This window comes from Desulfobacterales bacterium (genome assembly GCA_030066985.1).
Classification (GTDB): Bacteria; Desulfobacterota; Desulfobacteria; order Desulfobacterales; family JAHEIW01; genus JAHEIW01.
In genome coordinates, this window is sequence record JASJAN010000009.1 from 1 (window position 1) to 20,783 (window position 20,783).

The 20,783-nt window shown below is 47.7% G+C and carries 18 protein-coding genes, 1 tRNA gene and 1 riboswitch; of the genes, 10 read left to right on the forward strand and 9 right to left on the reverse strand.

Annotated elements, in window-relative coordinates; all coding sequences use genetic code 11:
- Positions 1-202: 202 nt before the first annotated feature.
- Positions 203-811 (reverse strand): MarC family protein, encoded by a 609-nt coding sequence (locus QNJ26_06510; GenBank protein ID MDJ0985178.1) that lies wholly within the window; start codon positions 809-811, stop codon positions 203-205.
- 262 nt (positions 812-1,073) lie between these two features.
- Positions 1,074-3,302: a cation:dicarboxylase symporter family transporter gene (locus QNJ26_06515; protein MDJ0985179.1), complete on the reverse strand. Its 2,229-nt coding sequence runs from the start codon at positions 3,300-3,302 to the stop codon at positions 1,074-1,076.
- A gap of 409 nt (positions 3,303-3,711) precedes the next feature.
- A riboswitch (SAM riboswitch) is annotated at positions 3,712-3,809 on the forward strand.
- 221 nt (positions 3,810-4,030) lie between these two features.
- On the opposite strand from QNJ26_06515, the gene QNJ26_06520 reads away from it, so the two are divergent.
- The 3 genes from QNJ26_06520 to QNJ26_06530 are packed head-to-tail and all read left to right on the forward strand — an operon-like array spanning position 4,031 to position 5,628.
- A complete protein-coding gene (locus QNJ26_06520) occupies positions 4,031-4,417 on the forward strand; it encodes a hypothetical protein (protein MDJ0985180.1) in 387 nt (128 codons plus the stop codon).
- Positions 4,418-4,431: 14 nt separating this feature from the next.
- Positions 4,432-4,698 (forward strand): hypothetical protein, encoded by a 267-nt coding sequence (locus QNJ26_06525; protein MDJ0985181.1) that lies wholly within the window; start codon positions 4,432-4,434, stop codon positions 4,696-4,698.
- Positions 4,699-4,704: 6 nt separating this feature from the next.
- A complete protein-coding gene (locus QNJ26_06530; protein ID MDJ0985182.1) occupies positions 4,705-5,628 on the forward strand; it encodes a site-specific integrase in 924 nt (307 codons plus the stop codon).
- Positions 5,629-5,725: 97 nt separating this feature from the next.
- Here QNJ26_06530 and QNJ26_06535 read toward each other — a convergent pair.
- The 3 genes from QNJ26_06535 to QNJ26_06545 form a co-directional block, all read right to left on the reverse strand.
- Positions 5,726-5,800, reverse strand: a tRNA-Glu gene (locus tag QNJ26_06535).
- Between the two features lie 67 nt (positions 5,801-5,867).
- Entirely contained in the window at positions 5,868-6,080 is a 213-nt protein-coding gene (locus tag QNJ26_06540; protein MDJ0985183.1) for a PLDc N-terminal domain-containing protein, read from the reverse strand.
- 27 nt (positions 6,081-6,107) lie between these two features.
- On the reverse strand, positions 6,108-6,980 hold the full coding sequence (locus QNJ26_06545; GenBank protein MDJ0985184.1) for a lytic murein transglycosylase: 873 nt from the start codon (positions 6,978-6,980) through the stop codon (positions 6,108-6,110).
- A gap of 229 nt (positions 6,981-7,209) precedes the next feature.
- Here QNJ26_06545 and radA point away from each other — a divergent pair, with 229 nt between their 5' ends.
- From radA to QNJ26_06560, 3 genes are all read left to right on the forward strand, one after another.
- Positions 7,210-8,577 carry a DNA repair protein RadA gene (gene radA / locus QNJ26_06550; protein ID MDJ0985185.1) on the forward strand — a complete coding sequence of 456 codons (1,368 nt, stop codon included), beginning with the start codon at positions 7,210-7,212 and terminating at the stop codon, positions 8,575-8,577.
- Between the two features lie 206 nt (positions 8,578-8,783).
- Positions 8,784-9,428 carry an RlmE family RNA methyltransferase gene (locus QNJ26_06555; protein MDJ0985186.1) on the forward strand — a complete coding sequence of 215 codons (645 nt, stop codon included), beginning with the start codon at positions 8,784-8,786 and terminating at the stop codon, positions 9,426-9,428.
- Between the two features lie 75 nt (positions 9,429-9,503).
- Positions 9,504-10,247: a YebC/PmpR family DNA-binding transcriptional regulator gene (locus tag QNJ26_06560; protein ID MDJ0985187.1), complete on the forward strand. Its 744-nt coding sequence runs from the start codon at positions 9,504-9,506 to the stop codon at positions 10,245-10,247.
- 162 nt (positions 10,248-10,409) lie between these two features.
- Here the strand turns inward: QNJ26_06560 and QNJ26_06565 are convergent, their stop codons facing one another.
- From QNJ26_06565 to QNJ26_06575, 3 genes are all read right to left on the reverse strand, one after another.
- The gene (locus tag QNJ26_06565; protein ID MDJ0985188.1) at positions 10,410-11,114 is read right to left on the reverse strand and encodes an outer membrane lipoprotein carrier protein LolA; all 705 of its coding nucleotides are present in this window, start codon (positions 11,112-11,114) and stop codon (positions 10,410-10,412) included.
- A 10-nt stretch (positions 11,115-11,124) separates the two neighbouring features.
- Positions 11,125-12,036 (reverse strand): hypothetical protein, encoded by a 912-nt coding sequence (locus QNJ26_06570; GenBank protein ID MDJ0985189.1) that lies wholly within the window; start codon positions 12,034-12,036, stop codon positions 11,125-11,127.
- A 70-nt stretch (positions 12,037-12,106) separates the two neighbouring features.
- Positions 12,107-12,694: a thioredoxin domain-containing protein gene (locus QNJ26_06575; GenBank protein MDJ0985190.1), complete on the reverse strand. Its 588-nt coding sequence runs from the start codon at positions 12,692-12,694 to the stop codon at positions 12,107-12,109.
- Between the two features lie 529 nt (positions 12,695-13,223).
- Here QNJ26_06575 and QNJ26_06580 point away from each other — a divergent pair.
- From QNJ26_06580 to QNJ26_06590, 3 genes are all read left to right on the forward strand, one after another.
- Positions 13,224-14,669: an extracellular solute-binding protein gene (locus tag QNJ26_06580; protein MDJ0985191.1), complete on the forward strand. Its 1,446-nt coding sequence runs from the start codon at positions 13,224-13,226 to the stop codon at positions 14,667-14,669.
- Between the two features lie 147 nt (positions 14,670-14,816).
- Positions 14,817-16,493: an iron ABC transporter permease gene (locus QNJ26_06585; GenBank protein MDJ0985192.1), complete on the forward strand. Its 1,677-nt coding sequence runs from the start codon at positions 14,817-14,819 to the stop codon at positions 16,491-16,493.
- A gap of 80 nt (positions 16,494-16,573) precedes the next feature.
- Positions 16,574-17,656, forward strand: coding sequence for an ABC transporter ATP-binding protein (locus QNJ26_06590; protein MDJ0985193.1), 1,083 nt, complete (start codon positions 16,574-16,576; stop codon positions 17,654-17,656).
- Positions 17,657-17,758: 102 nt separating this feature from the next.
- Here QNJ26_06590 and QNJ26_06595 read toward each other — a convergent pair whose 3' ends face one another.
- Positions 17,759-18,793, reverse strand: coding sequence for a glycerophosphodiester phosphodiesterase (locus QNJ26_06595; GenBank protein ID MDJ0985194.1), 1,035 nt, complete (start codon positions 18,791-18,793; stop codon positions 17,759-17,761).
- Between the two features lie 592 nt (positions 18,794-19,385).
- Between QNJ26_06595 and ugpB the strand changes: the two genes are divergently transcribed.
- Complete coding sequence (ugpB, locus tag QNJ26_06600) at positions 19,386-20,705, forward strand: sn-glycerol-3-phosphate ABC transporter substrate-binding protein UgpB (protein ID MDJ0985195.1); 1,320 nt, start codon at positions 19,386-19,388, stop codon at positions 20,703-20,705.
- Positions 20,706-20,783 lie beyond the last annotated feature (78 nt).

Genomic DNA, 20,783 nt, shown 5'->3' on the forward strand with positions numbered 1-20,783 from the left:
CAATCCACAATTCAGGCAAAGTGTGGGTTTCGCAGTCTAATTAATATATAATTTGGGAAGAAACTGGATTAGAAGATTGTCACACCTGATTTAAATTGAATATCGCAGAAATTTTGGCCTTTTGATACTTGTACTTTGTTGGTATCAACAAATAACATGTGCTGTAATTATTTTAGACAAAGAAAGTTGTCCACAGAAGTTTTCAAAGTGCAAAATATTCTTTAATTCCAGCCAAAACGCTTGTGACTGCGACGGATGCAAGGATCAACCCCATTACTCGGCTGATAATGCTCGCCCCACTGTTTCCAATTAAGCGATGAACCCAACTCGCTGCGAGCATAAAAACCAACACGACCAGTAACACAGAGAGCATAATCACGGTGGTTTGCGCCTGTTCTAAAAGGTTGTACCGATTATTTTCGGTCAGCAATACAGCCGCCAGCATCGCGCCCGGACTTGCAATAGAAGGAACAGCGAGTGGAAAGATTGCCGTTTCTTTTCCGCTTTTAATCATCTTGACTTCTTCTTCTGGTTTGCTTTCTCCAAAAATCATGGTGAGTGCAAACAGGAATAGTACGATTCCCCCGGCTATCTGGAACGCGGAAAGCGGTATGTCTATGGCCGTGAGGACAATCTCTCCTCCGATAACGAAAAATAAGAGCACAATCGCAGATATAAGTGTCGCTTTAACTGCAATTTGTCTTTTGATTTTATCTTCATATCGGCTGGTGACGGCAATAAACACCGGAACCGTTCCAATAGGGTCGATCACAGCAAAAAAGAAGATGAATGTTGCGATAAGATCATTCATTGATACCTCTTTATACAGACGAACAAGTGATTATAAGGATCTGGAAATCGCCACCTATAGCATATATCCTTATTCAAAGTCATGGATAATTCGTAAAAATGGAAATAGGTGCATTTCAAATATTGACCTACAGCCTTGGCGATTTCTTGACTCATACGGGACTAATCAAACACCATGACGATGTACGCAAGAAAAAGGGTCGAATGGACAATACCGTGGACAAAATTGGTTAATGCAAACTCGTGAAACAAGCCGTGGCTGTCTATTCCACCCAACCCAGTGCGTTCCGGATCACTGACCAGCGCGGTAATTTTTCTGCTTTTGCCGCCCCTCCCAACATCCAGTGCCTGTAAAGTGCTTCAATGACGCCCTCCTCCTTTTTCATTAGAAGCCAGCTGTTGAGGGCAAGCAACAAATCACTGTTGCCACGGGCTACAGCATACGACACAGGCAAAAAGACGGGTGGCCTTGGGACCACAGTACTAAAGTTGGGGTAGAGGATGGTCAGCGCTGCACCTTCCTCGGCCATGTCGGCTATCGCATCGATGTCCTCCGCACCGGATTCGAGCAACCTTAACTTCTGTTCCATATCTTGGATCGGAACGATGGTGGCGCCGGTAAATAGGCTGAGGCGCTCCACGTATCCCGGCGTATCTTCAACGCCCAGTCGAAGTGAATCACCATGTTTGTTGAAATCTTCCCATCTATAGAATTCGTGGCGCCGATAATCCCGCACGATCAGTCCCAGCGAAGACCGGTAGACGGGTGACGTCAACCCAAATTCCTGGGATCGGCGCGGATTGACCGGCAGGGTGCGCATGTAGACATCGCAGACACCGCGATTGAGGAGCGTTATCGCAGCGCCTTCCGTTTCTGCTGGCAGGAACTCTAACGGCAACTGTAGCATTTCGGCAAATCCGTGTGCCATCTCGACATCAAAACCGACAAGTTGCATAGGGTCCGTGTTGTTGACGAATGCCGAAGGATACTCGTCGGGTTGGTAGCAAACTCGCAAGACACCGCGGTTCTCGATCTGCGCAAGGCTGGCCGGTTCTTCGCCGGCAAGCATGAGTTCTTCCGGCACTTCCGCGTAAAGCTTGGCTGGCTGCGGGGTGCCGAGGAAATTCAGGCTTTTCAGCATGTCCGCCATCGTATAGGGAGCAACGACCACGGTACTGTAGAATGTGCGCACTCCAAATAGAATCGGCACGATCAGGGCTGTACCGATGAAGGCGACCCTTAGCAGACGAAACCAACGCAGCCGAATATGGCCGACCAAGGCCATGGTCCCGATCAGTGCGATAGTGGCGTAGTGCATAGCCGCTATTAATGTCCCGAAGCGCACGATAATCACATCGATCGATACAAATACCTGGAATAAATCATTTGGGAGCCTTAATAGATCCAAAAGAGACGGAATCGTCAATAGGGTGCCGCCAAACAGGCTGGGAACACCAACCAGGACTAAGAGAGGATAGTCAGCCACTGAAACATCCGATCCGATATACCACCCGGCGAAAAGGACGAATGCGATTGAGAGCAACCCTGCAGGGCTCGGAAAGGTGTAGAAGGATGGGATTAGGACTTCGACCGAAGCGTCGGCTTCGTCCTGGTCCAAGACCGCCCGGAGTGAATAATCGGCGATGAGCTGCTTGCACTGTTGGATCAGCATTGGCAGAACAATGAGCGAACTGCCCGTGGCAAAGGCTGTGATCATAGGGGTGCGTAGCGCTTTGCGGATGTGTTTATATTTAAACGGTGTAAAGACCGTGATGATGCCCGGCAGGATCAGCAGGCTGAGAACCAGCGCAATCAGAGCATAAACGATAATGTAAACCTGCAAACGCGTCAGGTCTTCGATTACGAACGTTCCGGCGGCACTGGCAATGAGTGCGAATACCCCTATAGGTGCCAGCTTGCCAACGATACCTGTGATTTTCATCATTGCCGTATGGAACACCTTGAGCGGTTCAAGCAGGGCTGCGTTATTAGGGATTCCGATGAGAGCGATGCCGGCCAGGATACTGAAAACTACAATCGCCGGTACAAGGGCAAAAGCATAAGCATGAAAGGGGTTAGACGGGATAAACAGCCGCAGGAAGTCTATCGTTGGCGGCTCTTCAACCTGTTGGGTGCTGAAAAACGAAGCCGAGGGCCATTCAGGAAAGGAAAGCGGTATCAGCATGACGATGACAAGGGTGATGGCCGAAATTAAAAGGAAGATACCTCCGCCTTTGACGGCGTGCGCCATGACTTCCTTGTAATTCAATCCACCGATCCCCGTAATCAAGGACAATGAAATGTAGGGGATCACCGTGATCTGTAGGAGTTTGATGAAAATATCGCCGACAACCTGAAGCCAGCTCACCATTTCGCCGAAAAAAAGACCGCATGCTGCGCCAAGAAAGAGGCCAAGATAAATTTTTCCGGATGAACTCAACCGGAATTTCTTAGACGGGTTTTTTGCTGGTTCACTTTTTTCTTCAGTCACTCTTTTTAATCCAGTTCGATGATTAGCTTTTTGATTTTGCCTATTTACCCAAAATTTATGTACTGTTCCGATAAATTAAGAGTTGAATTTATTAATGCAAATGTTGTTACTAAAATCAGGACTTGAATCCGATACGTAAAGTAATTGCCATAGTTTGCGAAACATTCTTCTGTATATTGCATAAGCAAATCTTCACTATTTTGCAAAGGACAAAATTTTAGATTTCGTGCCTCTATCCGAAAATTAGAGAAATTGAAGATTTCTATATGAAAGCTTTAACTTGCAGACTTAAAGGTAATAAAAGCGGGTTGAAAACCATATAACCAATCAATATGTCAAATATATACAACTATTTATATAGATGAGTCAATTGACAAATACATGATTCTTTGATATAATTTTTATTATAAAATCATGATGAGCGGCGTGAGGGATCTGGCCCATTGATCGCCCGGCAACCTGTCTACGATAAGGTGCCAATGCCAGCCCGTATGGGATCCATGAGGCGACATGAGAAACGTAAAGTTTAAGCCTCCCTTCGGGAGGTTTTTTTGTTTTAAAACAAGATCTCCGCCATCTGAGCGTATAAAAATTGAAGATTAGATCAAGTGGGTAGATTTGAGGCTGCTTGCACGCCCACCATAAAAACAACGTTGCTAAAATGCCAAGAAACCCTGCTGCATTTAGCGGCTGGGTTTTTTATTTAGGCAGATATGGAGACAAAGTCTATGAGCAAAAACTATAAATATATCAAGGCAAAAATCAAAACTCAGAAACAGATGGAAAAGGTGTGTCCTGATGCAAAATATTGGGGTAATCCGCCGAAAGATCGACTATGGATACCATCACCGAACGAGCTTGTTCTTCCATATCTTGGGAAAACGGTTTGGTTAAGAAAAGTAAGATACGACTTAAACAGATTTTTTTATGAAATAAAAACCAACGATCAGATATTTGTCGAGCCAGAATGGATTGATCACTTTGAATCAGAGGATTTAGTACCACCAGCAGAGTGGAAAAATGAGTATGATGAATCGATAACCATCGATACATGGTTAGATACTTACAAATCAAGATTAATAATTATTGATGATATTGTAATAATTACAGGATAAAAAAGGGGGGGATCATGGGCGTAACAGTTAGACAAAAGACCAAAGGCAGGGGAAAGCCTTGGTGGGTATTCATATCACATAACGGAAAAAGGACTTCGAGAAAGGTGGGTGATAAGCAAGCTGCTGAAAAAGTAGCCAGTGAGATTCGAGCTAAGTTGCAGCTCGGCAAGTTTGGATTTAAAGATGATAAGCAAGTGCGCTCATTCAAGTGTTACGCTGACTCCTGGATTAACAACACGGTACCAGCCACATGCAAGGAATCTACCGCAAGCGATTATTAAGCTATTTTGGATAAACACGTATTACCGGTATTTGGGACTATAAAGGCCAATGATGTGACAGAAGGCAAAATAAAGGATTTTCTTTTCACCAAAGTCAATGCTGGTTATGCAGCAAGCACAGTAACCCATATGAAAAATGTCATTTCTGGTGTGTTAGGAATCGCGATAGATGATAAGGCGATTTCTGAAAACGCAGCCCTGAATCTGGGTAGGCAGTTTATGAAAAAGATAACCGATGCCGTGGAAGCTCGCAAAGTAGCAGAAGGTAATGAGAAAAAAGGTGATCCCGATCCTTTAACAAGGGAAGAGTTAAGAGTGTTATTAAATGCTGTTAATGAGCACTTCCCAGAGCACTACCCATTGTTTCTTTTGCTGGCGAGAACTGGTGTACGAATCGGCGAAGCTTTGGGACTGCAATGGGGGGACATTGATTTTAACAGCCGATTTATCAATCTGCAAAGATCGCTTTCACGGGGAAAAATAACGACCCTTAAAGGAAAGAGGAGCCGCCGTGTTGACATGAGTCTACAGCTTACTGAGGCCCTCATGAAACATCTTACAAGATCCAAAGCAAAGGGTATGAAGTTGGGCCTTGGGGATAATCCAAAATATGTGTTTACAGATACAAAAGGCGGCTTTATCGCATTAAACAACTGGCGGAAGCGGGTGTTTTGGAAAGCACTGAAAATGGCTAAACTCAGAAAAATAAGAATTCACGATCTTCGTCATACATATGCCACTATAAGGATTTCAAAGAATGACAACATTGCAGACGTATCAAACCAGCTTGGGCACTTTTCAGAAACCTTTACAATGAAGATATATTATCATTGGATGCCAGGCAAGAAAAAGTCAGAGGTTGACGAACTGGATGATTCATATTTTAAGGACCCAAAAAAGACTTCGGATAAGAATAAACTGGCAATATAGGGCCATTTTTTTTGCACCTGCTTGCACCCTATACGCACCCTGGATGCCAAAAAATAAAAAAAGAGGCCGCAAATAAATAGCAACCTCTTGATATTTTTGGTGATCCCAGGGGGATTCGAACCCCCGTTACCGGCGTGAGAGGCCGGCGTCCTAACCACTAGACGATGGGACCCTTAGTTTAGCTTAAAATATTAAAATAAGTATTATTTTGTCAAACGTTATTTACGGACGCCGGCCCATCAAACGCCGGACGCCTGTTTTTTGCCCTTGCGAAATCCGAATATCAAATAAATAATGAATCCGATAAACGGTACCGAAGCGATGATCCACCACTGTGCCTTTTTGCCGGTGGTGCCAAAATCTTTTTGGGCAACATCGACGATGGCCCATACGGTGGCAATAAAAAAGGGGATACAGAGAGCCAAAAATATGCCGAGCAGTTTCAGACTCATGCTATTTTCTCATGCAACATCAATTTATTAAGCTTTTAATTTGCCGGAAATTTTTAATATGGTATTTACGTAGTATTTGCTGTGGTTGTAATGATAGATAATTTTTTCGGCTTTTTTGCGGCTTTGCTTGGGACGCCAGCCGTGGCTTTTGAGAAAGTTGGCGATGCTGGCCATCGAGTCAGCGTGGTTGAGCATATCGACCATACCGTCCTCGTTACCGTCTTTACCGTAAGCTAAAATGCTGGTGGGCATAAACTGGGCAATGCCCACTGCACCGGCAAACGAGCCCGGAATGGAGACCGGATCAAATCCCTCCCGACTGGTATATTCTAAAAAGGCTTTGAGCTCTTTATAAGCCCAATTGGATCTTGAGGAGGCTTTTTGTTCATACTTTTTTCGTGATATTTTTTTTGACTCCGGGATCAAATCCCACAACTTGTTTCGCACTATCGGGTCCTTCAACGCCGCCATGGTGGAAAGTGTATTTAAGGCTGAGCGGGTGCCCACCGAAGCGCCCAGCCCAGTCTCAACCAGCAAAATCGCGGTAATCACCTTTTTATCCACTCCGTATTCTTTTTCGATACGCGTCAGATCAGCATTATTTTCCTGAAGGTATTGATTGGCTTTGCGAATGGACCACTTATTGGTAAATTGGCCATAATTGACCTGCGCTTCTTTATAGGTAAACAGCAGGATGACACCATCGGCTTCGAAGGACACCTGTGTTCTGCTGTAAAGCTGCTTGATTTTCAGCGGCTCAAAGCCATCAGCGATCAATCGCTTTTGAACGGACATAAACGGCTGCGTTTGGGTTTCGACGGCCGCCCCGCTAGTAGTGAGAAAAATAGCGCCGGCGACCAGCAGACCGGCTGTCAGAACGATCCATTTTGGGTTCCTCATAAAACCATTTCGTATCCTATAAAACACCGCTGAAACCTCCAAAGAATGAAATTTATATCCCTTCCAACGGATATCACCGCTTGATTGCAAAGGGATCCCATGTTATTTATATCCCATCTCAAAAATGCATCTAATCCGCTGGAGGCGGACTCTTGGACCTTATCACCTATTTTTGAGACGGGTTCAATAGATTCATCAAATATATCACAATTAGTGGTATTTTTCTATTGTGAAAAAAAGCGCCAAAATCATCTACTGCTGCCAGACTTGCGGTTACCAGACCCCTAAGTGGATGGGCAAATGTCCGGATTGCGGCACCTGGGACTCCATCATAGAGGAACGCCCTACAGCCGCGACCCTGCACGATGTCAAACGCTCGCGGTCAAATCTTCAGCTGGAACCTGTGGCCATCGATTCGATTGAACTGGAAAAGGAAAACCGCCTGTTGACCCGTATGCAGGAACTCGACCGTACCCTGGGCGGCGGTTTGGTGCCGGGAACGTTGATTTTGGTCGGTGGCGATCCCGGCATCGGCAAATCAACCCTGATGCTGCAGGCGCTATACGGGCTGGCCAACCAGGGCCTTAAGGTGCTGTATGTATCCGGTGAGGAATCTCAGCAGCAGATACGCTTGCGCAGCCAGCGTTTAGGAACGGTGTCACCCGGGCTCCTGGTCGTTTCCGAGGTCGATATGGATTTGATTCTGGCCAACATAACGTCCGAGCCGCCGCAGGTTGTGGTTATTGATTCGATTCAAACCATGTACAATGCTGAACTTACGTCAGCGCCAGGAAGTGTCAGCCAGGTGCGGGAGTCAGCGGTACGATTGATGCTAATGGCCAAAAAAACCGGTATTCCCGTTTTTTTGGTAGGCCATGTGACCAAAGACGGCGCCATTGCCGGCCCCAAACTTCTTGAACATATGGTGGATACGGTTTTGTATTTTGAAGGGGACCGCAATCATATTTTTCGCATCCTGCGGGCTGTTAAAAACCGATTTGGTTCTACCAACGAAATCGGTGTCTTTGAAATGAGAGATCAGGGCCTGGACGAGGTAGCCAATCCATCGGCGGTTTTTTTATCGGAACGACCGGCAAATGCGCCGGGATCTGCCGTCACCGCCAGCCTGGAAGGCACGCGACCGATACTGGTAGAACTGCAGGCGTTGGCCAGCAGCACCAGCTTTGGCACGCCGCGGCGTACCATCTTGGGGCTGGATCCCAATCGAGTGGCCTTATTGGCTGCGGTCATGGAAAAACAGCTTGGCATGCATCTGATGGGATATGATATTTTTATGAATGTAGCCGGCGGGGTCAAGGTGGTCGAGCCAGCGGTGGATATGGCGATTGTATCAGCAATTGCTTCCAGCTTTTTGGACAAACCGATTTCAGGTGCAACGGTGGTGCTGGGTGAGGTGGGTCTTACCGGTGAAGTCCGAGCCGTTGGTCAGATCGATACCCGGGTGGCCGAGGCCAAAAAAATGGGATTTAAGCGCTGTCTGGTGCCGGACGGTAACATGAAGCGAATACGGCATATGGACGGGATCACAGTGAGCGGGATAAAGACGGTTTCTGAAGCAGCGGAAATGCTTTTTTGATATGCGATTTTTTCTACGAAGAGCACGAAGGAACCCGAAGATAAGCGTAATATTTTTCTCACTTCGTGTTCTTTGTGAACGTCGTGGTAGAATTTATGAACGTTTAAAAGGCGAACAACTCAATTTTTAAAAAGGGCTGATTGAAAAAATATGTTTTCCCGATAATTAACCCGCAAATCGAAACAAGGAAGTGAGGAACAAAACACATGCAGAATTGGAGTGATGACTACTCGCAGCGGGCCAAAGAAGAAGATTATCCTGCCAGATCAGTATACAAATTAAAGGAAATCCAAAAAAAATATAGACTTATCAAAAAAGGCGACCGGATTCTCGATTTGGGATGCGCGCCGGGCTCATGGTCACTGTATGCGGCCAAATTGATTGGCAAACAGGGCAAGGTGCTGGGACTCGATCTCCAAGAGGTTACCCATAAAATGCCTTTGCATGTCGAAACCCTTGTGATGGATGTTTTGGAAATTGATTGGGAATGGCTGGATGAGCAGGATTTGATAAACGAATTTGATGTCATCCTAAGCGATATGGCACCGTCGACCACCGGCACTAAAATGCTGGATGCCACCCGGTCGTTTCAGTTATGTCAGGCTGCTCTGAACATCACCGAATTCGCCTTGAAACCGGGCGGATCATTTGTCTGCAAGATTTTCCAAGGTGAAGATTTTAATGAATTTTTGGAATCCGTTAAGGAACGATTTCGCAATCATCGGATTTTCAAACCTCATAGCAGTCGCAAGGAAAGCAGGGAAATTTACGTCTTGGGTATCGGTTACAGGGGATACTATACTAAGATTGAAAATGAAGATGAAGATAAAATCAGGCGCGCCTCGCATTGATGGTATTGGGGATAAGCACAGGCACCACTGAATTATGTGCCGATGCGCTTTGGCTTGTCAATTATAGGAGGAACTATGTCGGGTCATAGCAAATGGTCAAGCATCAAACATAAAAAGGCTGCTACGGATGCCAAACGGGGAAAAATTTTTACCAAGTTGATCAAAGAAATTACGGTAGCCGCCCGTATGGGTGGCGGAGATCTGGACGCCAATCCCCGTCTTAGAACGGCCATTCAGGCCGCTAAAAGCGAAAACATGCCCAAGGACAATATCGAGCGCGCCATCAAAAAGGGCACCGGCGAATTAGAGGGTGTCAATTATGAAGAAAGTATTTATGAAGGTTACGGCCCGGGAGGAGCGGCTGTTCTGATTGAATCTCTGACTGACAATAAGAATCGAACTGTGGCCGATATCCGTCATATCTTCAGCAAAGCCGGCGGCAATATGGGTGAGAGCGGATGTGTGGCCTGGATGTTCGATAAAAAGGGTTATATCGCAGTTGAAAATAAAGCCGTGGATGAAGAAGCTTTGATGGAAGCCGCCTTGGACGCTGGGGCCGAGGACATTCGTGAAGACGATAGTAACTTTGAGGTCATCACAGCACCAGAAGATTTTGAGACCGTTAAATCCGCTATTGACAGTGCATCTATTCCTTATCTGGTTGCTGAAGTAACCATGCTGCCGCAATCCACCACCGACTTAAAAGGCAAGGAGGCCGAGCAGATGGTCAAGCTTATGGAAGCCTTAGATGACTGTGACGATGTCCAGAAGGTGTATACCAACGCAGATATCCCTGAAGAAATCGTCAATTCTTTGTAAAACGCCATGTTTTGTCCGAGGGCTGTGTTGCGATTCAATTCATAATGCTCACCCCTAAAAGAAGTTGAGCCCGTTGAGCCCGTTAGCCGGAAGAAATTATATCAGATCTCTATGTATTTTGACGGGCTAAACCGGCACAACTGGCCAACCGGCTAACCGACCTTATTCATCGATCTGGAGTACATCCACCCCCTTAGGAATTTCAAAGCTGAACAGCGAATCATCCAGATGGCCTTCGAAAATAAAATTCAGCAGGTCGATACGGGTCTCGTCACCATAAAAATTGAGTGTCATCACCTGCAGCACGTTAAAGGTTTTTCTGGAAACCAACAGTCGAATTTCAGAGATATCGAGGGTTTTCTCACGCGGTATCAGTTTTAGATGGTAAAACAGGTCTCGTTCCTCCGGGGGAGCCTGTTCCAGGGAGATATCGAATTTTTGCCGGATCAGACGAATGTCCGACAGAAAACTGGCGCCTTTGCCATCGCTAAAAAAGGTGGGGGCTTTGCCGGTCATGACCTGATTGTCGGCGGGTCGATAGATCCACAACTTATCCGCATCGGTGATAATGATTTGTTTATCCGGTATTTCGTATTCCCAGCGCATCATCCCCGGGTATTTGATATACACCCTGCCGTTGGCCAGATCTGTAATGTCCATGGCCTTAATGGTGGATTTTTGAATGAAATCGGCACTGAATTTTGAATTGGCGTATTTGTTTTCGACCTGTTGCAGAATCTGGTCTACCGTAAGGTTGCTGTCGACGGCTTCGGCTTTAAGATGCATTTGCCCACCTGAAAGTAATAGCAACAGGAATGCCAGCATGATCATTGTAAAGGGCAAGAAAATTTTAATCGTCAATTTCATAACACTTCCTCTAATTGAATTCCTTGATTAACCGGTCGATATCCCCTGGGCCCTCAAGATGAATCGACTGGCTGTCAGCGGGCATCAAATCAAAAAAGTCGGTTTTACCAAAAACCGCCAGGCTGATTCGATCAATCATCTGGATCTTTTTGCGAGCATCGGCTTTATCCATGAAGGCCAGCCGGGTCCCGCTGAGCAAAAGCGTTTCCACATTGTGTTTTGTCAGCTGCTTGTCGAGTTTAGCCGCTTTTTGCAAGCCATGAAAATAAATTTTCTTATAGGTCATCAGTGTTTTAAAAATATCTGATTCATTATTAAGGTCACCCAGAAAGCTTAGAATAAAATCAAGATACTCAAAAAATGCATCATCCTCCAGTATCATTTTTTCAAAAAACGATTCCAAAAACGAGATTTTATCAGCCAACTTAATCGGTTTGGCGTTGCGAAGTTTGACTTTGCAGCGGGCTTGAAGAGTGGGCTGTACATGCTGCCCAATCGCTGCACTGATTTTTGGATCCAGCAACCGTGTGAGATTGAGGCGTTCTAAAAATGCGTCGACATTGGCTGGGGTAACGGCCAATGTCAGGGCACCCCGCTCGTCACCAAAGCGAAAACGGGCTTGAAACGGTTGGCTGCAGACCTGCGCCCGGATTGCGCGTTCATCCTCTTTTTGAAGCTGAACGTACTCCAATAGGTTTTCCAATTCCAGCTGCACGGATTCATCCGGGTAAAAGAGCAGCGCCATCAAAGAATCGCTTTCGCAGCTGGACTCATCCTGCAGCAGCACGTCAAGTTCTTTGACGGTCGGATGTGAGAAGGTTGAATCGATATAATGCTGCGTATCCGCGTTAATCCTCAACCCATCCTGCAAAAGATCAATGATCTTATCTGCGATCTGCTTATGTTTATTTGCCGATTTCATTTAAATTTCTATTACTCACGAAAACACGAAAAATTTAAAGCACGAAATTTATGTTAAAAGTAATTTCTCTTTAGATATACGGAGCTAGTTTCATCATCAGCTCATGCTTCTGCAACCCGCCGGGCATGCTTTCTTTCATCTGACCATTATCAAATATAAACAAAAAAGGCACACTCATAATGCTGTAATTATTTGCCAGCCCGGGGTTGGCGTCAATGTTGACTTTACCCACCCGAACCTTTCCTTTGGACTGGGCTGCAAATTCATCGATGATGGGTGTGACGGCCCCGCATGTCGGGCACCAGGGCGCCCAGGCAAACAGCAGCACCGGCAGTGGCGATTTTATCACTTTGTCCTCAAAATTGCTGTCGGTAATCATCACCGGCTGGGGCTCATTCAGCGCTTCAGTTTTTAGCGCAGCGCCGCACTTGCCGCATTTGGCGCCGGCATCCAATTTATCGGCCGGGACTTTATTTTTGGTTCCGCATTCCGTGCAGCGCATCTTAGTGGATTCGCCCGCCGCGGTCTTTTTTTGTTCAGTCGGCAGGGCCGTATGGCATTTACCGCATTTGGCCGCTGCTCCGGTTTTGTCGGCCGGGATGCGGTTGGCCGCCCCGCAATTCGCACAATGAACAATATGAAAATTGGCCTGATCCATCTCGTTCCTCTCAACTTGCTTTTGGATTTTTTTAAAATAAGGACGCCGTCATTTATGTAAAGGACGACATCGCAATAAATTTCTAATTTAACTCATTGGAATTATTGCGCAAGTCCTAATTAATCATTCAGAAGGGGCAAAACCGATATTTCCCGTTTGAAATTGAAATAAATTCATGATGTTACAGTCAGCATTCCCTCCGGCAACACCCGCGACTCATTTTCTTGCCCGATCAATATAAATTCTGGCCAAATAAGCGCCATCTGCTGCTTGCACTCTTTATGGCGCTGGTCTCATATTTGGCTCTTGACTCGACCCTGCATTTTCATTATTTACCTACTGATCCCAGCATTTCCTCCATTTTAATTTCAGCTTCCAACCACATAAAAGAGTGCGTGCAACCAAGCAACACATGTTTAGGCAAAACGATTTTTCAATGCTCATACACAATTAACAATTTCCGATTATTGGAATCTTGCGCTATTTTGAATTCTACACATATCAACAAAACCGCAGAAAGGAGGACAAGATGAGAAAAAAGATTCTGGCTGCAGCCATCTTAACCGTTTTTGTTGTGGGGGTGCTGCTTGTACCGACGCTTGCAAGGCAGGCACAGGCGGCGGACAAAATCGGATGGGTCGGCCCGGTTTACAAGGAATTATCCGCCAGTCTGAACAAGGGTTTCAAAGAATACTATAAAAAGACCTATGGCAAAGACGTGGAGATCACATTTGTTCGACCGGGCGGATGGCCGGTCTGCGTGGACAAGGTCAGAGCGTGGGCCGGCAAGCCGGATGCCGATATTTTCCTGGGTGCCGGTGCCCCGGCGCATGAGGTGTTAAAGCAAGAGGGCCTGATCGTCCCGTACCGGCCCAAGGATTGGGATAAGGTTCCCGCCGACTGGCACGGTATGAAGGTCAAGGATGCAGAAGATTATTGGACCTGCTTTGCCCCCTGGATTGTCACCAACCTATACAACGAAAAGGTTTTGAAGAAGCTGAGGCTGCCGCCGCCCAAAACCTGGCACGATCTACTCAACCCCATCTACCGGGGCAATGTCGTACACACCCTGCCATACGCATCCGGTACGATGCATGAAACCATTGAGATTCTGCTGCAGGCGTTTGGAGAAGAGGAGGCCTGGCGTTATCTCAGATTGCTGGCCGCGCAGCTGTCGCGTTTTTCCACCGGCAGCACCGATACTACCCAATTGACGGCTCGTGGTGAAGTTCCCATGGGGATTGCGCAGCCGCAAATGAACGCCATGGCGGCACGCAAAGACGGTTTTCCGGTAAAAGATTTACTCCCTGAAAAAACCATCCTGGTTCCTGAGGCCGTGGCGTTGCTCAAGGGAGCGCCCAACGAGGAGGTCGGCAAAATTTTTCTGGACTGGCTGTTTAGTATGGAAGGCCAGAAATACGTGCTGGAGGGCCGTTACTTTGCAGCCCGCACCGATATTAAATTCTCTGAGTGGGAAAAAGAAGGTGTCGAAATGGCCACCCATGCCAAAAAGGCCCTGGGGGTGGACTCGTTTTGGGACTTGCAGGTCGATTTCATCGAATATGACCTGGACCTGGCAACCAAGCGCTGGGACGAAGTCAATAAGAAATACGAGATGGAAATCTATCGCAAATGGAGCGAGCTCAAAAACAGTCTGTTTTTGATCGAGGAAGTTGAGGGTGAAATTGAGGCGGCCAAGGCCAAGCAAAAAGATGTGGCCCAAGCTGAGGCCAAAATTAAGGAAGCCCGCAAGCTCTTCGAGGTAGACGGTGCATACGCGGATGCCAGACTGGCCGCAACCGAAGCCCGTGCGGTCTCCGCAGCTGTAGTTGCCGCTGCGGCCCCTGCTGCCACACCAGCTCCCGCTGCTGCGGCTGAGCCGGAGATACCATTTAAGATTCTCTTATTGCTGGCATTGGCCCTCGGGGTTTCGGTGGTCGCCATTATTATTGCACTGCAAAGACGCCATAAGTAGCGATCGTTTGTGACGCAACCCATAATGATCCAAGCTTGATGCACAGGCCCGCCCTGTCATTCGTTGCTCTGCCGTTCTTGGCGGAGATCGAACAGGGTGGGCCATCGCTTGTCCTTTTGCCGTTGAGCAGGTGGGAAAGGAGGTGAGATGTCGCGCGGCAACATCTCTCTGGCAGCAGTCCTGTGGATGATCATCGCCTTTTTCGTGCTTTACCCGCTGTCGTATCTGGTGGTGGAAAGTTTTAAAATATCTGCCACTGGCGGTTGGGGCATCAACAACTATATCGAATTCTTCAAAGACACGTACTACCTTAAAACCTTTGGCAATACCCTGTTGCTGAGCACGCTGCTGCTGGTGACCACCACTGTGTTCGGCGTGCCCCTGGCTTATATCCTGGCGCGCTACCGCCATCGGGGCAAAACCATTTTCACCGCCCTGATCCTTTTGCCGATTGTCTTACCGGCTTTTGCCGGGGTGTTTGCCTTTATTATCTTTTTTGGTAAATATGGGACCCTGAATCTGCTCCTTATGGATTTCGGGCTGATCGATGAGCCCATCAATTTCATTTACGGGCGCCACGGATTGGTGTTCATTCAGGCTTTGCACATGCTGCCCTTTATCGTTTTGGGCCTTTCTGCGGGTTTTACCAATATCGATCCCTCTTTTGAGGAAGCTGCGGAAGTTGAAGGTGCCAGCGGTGTGCGGCGTTTTTTTACCATCACCTTGCCGCTGTGCACGCCCAGCTATATGGCCGGCGCGGTGCTCGTGTTTCTGTGGCCCTTTACCGACTGGTTGACACCGCTGATTCTGGGGCAGGTGGACTATTTGCCCTCGGTTTCTTATATCAACATCGCCTATCACTTTACCGATGTGCACCGCAAATATATGGGCATTGTGGCGGTGGTTGTTTCAGCTGTTATTTGCATCAGCCTCTTTTTGCTGGCGCGCTGGTGGGTTGAGCGCCGAAAGTATACCGGCCTGTCCAAAGGGACCACCTCTGAAGGCCGAATCATAGAGCCGAGTCCATTGATGAAAACGGGCGCCTATGTATACATGGTTTTGATTGCCATCCTCGTTTTACTGATTCCCATCGTTTTGGGGCTGGCTGCCTTTTCCCGGAGATGGGTGTTTGAGGCCTTTCCCACCTATTGGACGCTTGAAAATTTCAGACTCATCCTGCTGGAAAGTCCGGGTTTGATTAAAAACTCCTTTGTTTTTAGCGGCATCGCTCTGATTTTTGGAATTGCCTTCGGGCTTCCTGCCGCCTATTTGATTGTGCGGACCCGTGTGCCGGGCAGAGATGCGCTCGATTTTGTGATTACACTGATGCTGGCGTTTCCGGGGATCGCCATCGGTGTCAGCTATCTGTTAGCCTTCTGGAAAGGAATCCCGCTGGCGACCCATTGGATCATCATGCCCCTGGCCCTGTTTGCACGACGGCTTCCGTATTTTTTGCGAATGGCGCATTCGTCTTACCTGCAACTGGATACTTCACTGGAGGAAGCCTCAGAAGTTTCGGGTGCCAGCAAGCTCAGAACGTTTTTTAATATATCATTACCGTTGTTGCTCAAAGGCGTCCTCGTCGGCGTGGTGATGTTTTTTATCATGGCCTTTCAGGAGATCTCGACGGCCATATTCCTGTATCGCGGCGGGTGGGAAACCCTGCCCATTGGGATCTTTTTAAACTGGCACCGTGGCATGGAGTTTGGTATTGCCGCTGCTATGGCTTTTTTGATGATTGTGATCACCTTTATCCTGTTGTTGATTATATCAAAAATTGGCGGTGGCGTTCTCAAAGCGGCCTGGGGGTCGGGGGAGCAATAAAGGTTCAAAGGTTCAGAGGTTCAGAGCTAACCCTGAACGGTGAACCCAGAACGCGGAACCTTTTTTAGGAGAAAAATAGAATGGCATTCATCGAGATCCAGAATCTGTTCAAGCGTTTTAAGGATGTGGTGGCCGTTAATCGGATTGAGCTTGACATCGACAAGGGCGAAATGCTGACGCTGTTGGGTCCCAGCGGGTGCGGTAAAACCACCACCCTGCGCTGTATTGCCGGATTGGAAAAACCGGAGGAAGGTGATATCATCATCGATGGCCAACCGATGCTTTCGCAGGGATTTGTGCCGTCATCAAAAAGGGGCATTGGCATGGTGTTCCAAAATTACGCCGTTTGGCCGCATATGAAAGTTTTCAGCAATATTGTTTACGGTTTAAAACTTCAGAAGATACCCAAGCCCGAGATGCGGAAACAGGCCCAGCAGGTGTTGGAGTTGGTGGGGTTGGCCGGTCTGGAAGACAGATATCCGGCTCAACTGAGCGGCGGGCAGCAGCAGCGGGTGGCCCTTGCGCGGGCACTGGTGACCAATCCCAAGGTATTGCTGTTGGACGAACCGCTGAGTAATCTGGATGCCAAGCTCCGTGAAGAATTGAGATTTGAAATCAAAAGTCTGGTGCGACGAATGGGCATCACGGCCGTTTACGTTACCCATGACCAGGCGGAAGCCATGGTGATCTCGGATCGCATTGCCGTCATGGATTCGGGTAATGTGGTACAGATCGGAAATCCCCAGGAAATCTATCAAAAACCGAGCAATCGGTTTGTGGCCGATTTTATCGGCACCATGAATTTTATGTCCGGTGAGGTCATCGACATTATGGAGAACCAGAATGCAGTTGCGGTAAAAACTAAATTCAGCGACAAAATGGTGTGCACCACCCCGGACAGCACGACGGCAGCACCCGGCGCAAGCGTGTATGCATCGATACGACCAGAGGATGTGGACGTGCTGACGGAACCGCCGCAGGCTGCAGATAATGTGTTTAAGGGCAAGATTGTTCACAAGGCCTATTTGGGCAACTTTTTGTTCTTTTTTGTAAGCGTTAATGACACCATGATCCGGGTGCAGGCACCCCATCATCTATCTCAGGAGGAAGGCCAGGAGATTTTTCTGTATCTCAACCCGCAGAAGTGTATGATCTTGACGTGACTCAAACTGAGCGATCAGAGATTTTATCGATTGAGCATCTTGCAATAGATTGAATGCAAAACGCCCCGCCCCTCAAACAATCAAGGCTCTTTGGGTATACCATCAATTGGAGGAAAACGCGTCCAGAACGGCTCTCAAGCGATCGGGGCGATTGGTAATAATACCATCGACGCCCATTTCAATCAGGCGCTTCATATCCGACGGGTTGTCGGGTGTCCACACAAAAACCTGGAGGCGCAGCTGATGGGCTGTTTGAATATTCGCGGTTGTCAGATGTTTGTAATATGCGGCCCAATAGCGTCCACCGGCTGCCTGAATCGCGCGCGGAATTGATCCGTAAAAGTCATCGATATCCAGGCCGGCCATCCAAGGGGAGGCACCGGGTTGGCCGGGCTTGATATTGTTTAAGCGCACTCCTTCAAGGGAAAGATAAACAGTTGGGATGTTGGGGGCGATTTTTTGCACATGTGCCAGATTACGCCAGTCAAATGAAAGGATGCGGGCCCGATCTGAAACTCCTTCGCTACGCAATATCGAGACCACCTTCTCGCTAACGGCTTCGGGTGTGGGCGTCAGACCCGGTTTTTCAGGAGATGTTTTGATTTCTATCCAGAGCTGAGCTGTCGGGGCACATTGTTTTTTGTGCAGCCCGATGACCTCGCGCAAGGTCGGGATGCGTTCACCATCTGCGGCTTGCTGCTCGGGGTAGCGCCGGGAATAGCGACTGCCGGGTTTCAAGCGACCGACATCATAGGCCTTAAGATCTGCGAGATGCAGCTCCCTAATGGCCGGAGGTAAATCCGAATTCAGCCACAGGCCATCAGGCTTGCGCGTCAGTTCCGGCTTTAGCCGGAAATCATGGTATACAACCACCTCATCATCAGCAGACACAAGCACATCTATTTCGACCGCATCAACGCCAAGCTCACAGGCCCGGGCAAAGGCCGTCAATGTATTTTCGGGTGCGAGTCCGGCAGCTCCTCGGTGCCCAATCACAAAAATTTGTTTATTGGTGGTATCAACGGTTGCGGGCGCCAGGTCGCTGGATGTGGATTGGCAGGCTGCCATTATCAGCAGCCCACCGCCTATTGTTGCGATCGCCAAGGCACGATAAACGATGAATTTCAAATCTTTCATTGATTGCTTTCCTATACCATTTCCAGCAGTCGCCCCAAATAGCCCATTTCTCTGTTATCTGAGCAGATTACATGATCGGCCACTCTTCGGATGTCGCTCATACCCATACTATAGATTCAATCAGGTCGGCAAACGATTATTTACACCGCTTTCCATAATAATTTTCTAAATGACGGAATTGCGGTATAAGTGGTTGTAGAAAAAAACGTTTGCAAATCGAAACGTGTTTTTAACAACCACTATAAAGGATTTTCTTGACTACGCGTTGCATTATCTGTTTATTATAAATTACTGTAATATCGCTAAGACATACAGGACATTCACTCTCACTTTCCTGCACAACCCGATAAATGTTGATTTAGATGACGATCGCGCTTTCTTTCGAGCGATCCAATTGAATTTCGAATGTTTGCCAAAAAGCAAGTCACTTTAGCGCAGCCAATGGATGAGATTCAAGATTGTCAAGTTTATTAGGGCTTTCCTTTTTTCTGGTTTTTTAAGCGTTACTTGTTTTCCTTCTGTGGGGGAAGGATTTTAATCCGTCATCATCGTCAACTACTTCGTTAACTTTCATTTCGGAAAGGAGGACTATATGCTTAATTTGCGCAAATTGATTTTTATCGGCGCCATGATAACGTTGGTGGTGTTTCCGGCGACTGTTCTGGCAGAACCGATCACGATCAACTGGTGGTTCGCACACGGTGGCCGGCTGGGGGAAAAGGTCCAGGAAATCGTGGCCAATTATAATGCCAGCCAGAGTCAGTATAAGGTGGTGGCAACTTATAAAGGGAACTATACCGACACTATGAATGCCGGAATTGCCGCCTTCCGTTCCAAAAACCCGCCGCACATCTTACAGGTATTTGAAGTTGGTACAGCGAGCATGATGGCTGCTAAAGGTGCCATAAAACCGGTATATGAAGTCATGGCGGAATCGGGGCTGCCATTTGACCCCAAGGTCTATCTGTCGACCGTGACCGGTTATTACACCGCTCCGGACGGCAAAATGCTGTCTATGCCTTTTAACAGCTCGACGCCTGTTCTTTATTACAATCTGGAAGCCTTTAAAAAAGCCGGTCTGAATCCGGACAAACCACCCAAAACCTGGCCCGAGGTTGCCGAATACTCAAGAAAACTGGTAGCCGCTGGCTATCCGGGTGGGTTCTCGACCGCCTGGATCTCCTGGATCCATGTCGAGAACTTCAGCGCCTGGCATAATGTGCCCATCGGGACCAAAGCCAACGGCTTTGGTGGCATGGATACAAAGTTCGTTTTCAACAGCCCGCTGCATGCCAAACATATTCAAAAGCTGGCCGACTGGCAGAAAGAAAAAGTCTTTGTGTACGGCGGAAGGCGCAATAAAGGCAATGCCCTGTTTTCTTCCGGACAGGTCGCCATGTATACGGAGTCGTCGGCCGGATACGCCGGATTTAAAAAGACCTGCAAATTCCCCTTCCGCACCAGCATGCTGCCTTATTGGCCGGATGCCGGCGCACCCCAGAACACCATCATCGGCGGCGCCAGCCTATGGGTCATGCAGGGACACTCTGCCGAGGAATACAAAGGTGTGGCCTCATTCTTTAATTATATTTCCAAAGCGGAAGTTCAGGCGGATTGGCATCAATTCACCGGCTACCTGCCAATTACTTTGGCGGCATATGACCTGACCAAGAAACAGGGGTTTTACGAAAAGAATCCCGGCACTGAAACCGCTTTGATACAGATGACGCTGAACAATCCAACCGAAAACTCGAAAGGGCTGCGTTTCGGCAATTTTGTGCAGATGCGTGCCATTATGTATGACACCCTCGAGGCTATTTTTGCCGAAAAGCAAACCGCTGAGCAGGGCCTGAACGACGCGGTGGGAAAAGGTAATAAGCTATTACGCCAATTCGAAAAAGCCTACAAATAGCAGAACTTAGAACTGTGAGCGTCATGCATCCAAAGACACAGTTCTAAACCCAAACCATCAAGCAGGGCCCATTTTACC